Origin of the sequence: Phocaeicola faecium, from assembly GCF_014837055.1 — a bacterium.
Classification (GTDB): domain Bacteria; phylum Bacteroidota; class Bacteroidia; order Bacteroidales; family Bacteroidaceae; genus Phocaeicola; species Phocaeicola gallinarum.
In genome coordinates this window covers 1-1,972 of sequence record NZ_JACSPQ010000021.1, presented here as the reverse complement: position 1 = coordinate 1,972, position 1,972 = coordinate 1, and the positions used below count along the sequence as shown (strand labels likewise).

The 1,972-nt window shown below is 48.0% G+C and carries 3 protein-coding genes; all 3 read left to right on the top strand.

The annotated features are described in order from the left end of the window. Nucleotides 1–72: 72 nt before the first annotated feature. Nucleotides 73–450, top strand: a complete 378-nt coding sequence (locus tag H9626_RS13255) for a hypothetical protein (protein WP_225231004.1) — start codon at nt 73–75, stop codon at nt 448–450. 7 nt (nt 451–457) lie between these two features. Continuing rightward, nucleotides 458–805: an IS66 family insertion sequence element accessory protein TnpB gene (gene tnpB, locus H9626_RS13250; protein WP_225231003.1), complete on the top strand. Its 348-nt coding sequence runs from the start codon at nt 458–460 to the stop codon at nt 803–805. A 77-nt stretch (nt 806–882) separates the two neighbouring features. After that, on the top strand, nt 883–1,972 hold a 1,090-nt coding region (tnpC, locus tag H9626_RS13245; protein WP_191710792.1), incomplete at its 3' end, for an IS66 family transposase.

The following is a 1,972-nucleotide window of genomic DNA, read 5'->3' as shown; positions in this document are numbered from 1 at the left end:
GTAAGCATTCGGTAAACCACGTATTTTCGTCTCCAACTTCCATCATTAACTTTACGTCCAAAAAGCCAAGTTATGATGACACGAGAAGAAGTGGTAGAGATAATGAACTACTGCAAAGAGCACAAAATGACTTATAAGTCAAGACTGGAGGAACTCAATATCCCTGTATGGCGGTTTTATGACAGCAAATCCCGTTATGCCGCCGAGCAATCATCTGGTAAAACGGCTCAAGGTGAGTTTATCGAGCTTCCCCACAGCGGATCTTTTGTTCCGGTTCCTTCATTTGCCGGAACGAGCGGACGTAAACAGAAAAGTATACCGGCCACGCCAAGCGGATTGAAAGAGATAGAAATACGTACCCCGGCCGGTAGTGCCATACGTATCTGCGGTGAACTGAACGACAAGGAACTGTATTCAATCATCCAGGCCTGCAGCCATGTTCAGCCTTAATGACAGTATGCGCTATCTGTTGTATAACCGCCCTACTGATATGCGCAAAAGCTTTCATACTCTCAGCGGTATCATCACCGACGCCATGGGTCAGGATCCCTGCAGCGGCAATGTGTATATCTTCATAAACCGTGCCCGTGACCGCATAAAGCTCCTGCATTGGGAGCCGGGCGGCATGGTGCTGTATTCCAAACTTCTGGAAGCCGGTACCTTAGGCAAGCCTGATTCTGTCAACGACAATGAGGTCTGTGCAAATATAGAATGGCGGGAACTTGTCATGATAGTGGAGGGTATCATGGAAGCCCGCGACTCCCGTCGCACGAGACTTGAAAACCTGCAGAAACTTCGAAAATAGTGCCGTTTTCTTACTCTGTTTGCTTTTGTATGTCATTGGATTTTAGTATATTTACATTGTGAAACAATGAGATACAGATGCTTACGGAAGAACAGGAAAAAGCCTTATTGGAAGAGATTGATAAGCTCCGCCAGGATAAAGCGGCGCTTATCAGCAGGGTTGCTTCGCTGGAGCAGTCGCTGTACTGGCTCCGGAAAAAAGTCTTCGGACGGATGAGCGAAAAAAATCTTCCGCTTGATCCCAACCAGTTGTTTCTGTTCTCAAAAGAAGAAATGTCCTCCATGGAAATATCCCGGATGGAGGATGAAGTCCGCAAAAGCGATGAAGAAATCACCAGAACCATAAAAGTCAAGGAGAAGCCGTCCCGCAAGCCCTTGGATACATCTTCTCTTCCGGTAGAAGTTGTTGATCTTTACCCCGAAGGAACAACTGACGGGGAAGGCAGGCTTAAGGATGATTTCATTGAAATCGGAAAGGAAGAGAGTTCACGCCTGGAGCGTGTTCCGGCAAAAGTATATATCCTGAAGACCGTCCGTCACAAAGTGATAAGAAAATCCGACATGGAGAAATATCCCGAGGAAAGGCAGATTCTGATTCATCCTCTTCCTCTTGTCCCGGTCAGCAAATGTATGGCAGGCGCCTCGGTCCTGACGGACATTATCATCGGCAAGTTCATGTATCATCTCCCGTTCTACCGTCTGATACAGCAGTATCGCGAATCAGGAATCATCATAAGCGAATCTACCATGTGCGGATGGTATGAAATGGCGGTAGAGAAACTCAGGCTTCTGTACAACCTGCTCAAACAGAAGATACTCTCCAGTGAGTATATACAAGTGGACGAGAGTGTCATTCCTGTGCTGGACAATGAGAAACATAAGGCGAAAAAGGGGTATGAGTGGTGCGTACGCGACGGCATCACGGGGGACGTCATGTTCCATTATGACCGTGGCAGCCGTTCGGGCATGGTAGCCCGTGAACTGCTGGGATGCTACCGTGGCATTGTGCAATGTGACGGCTATGCAGCTTACGAACAGTTTGAGCGGATGAAAGGAATCACTCTGGTCGGCTGTTGGGCACATGCCAGAAGGAAGTACGTGGATGCCCTGGAAGAGAACAGGACGCTGGCCACACAGGCAATACACTACATCGGCAAGTTGTACAAGA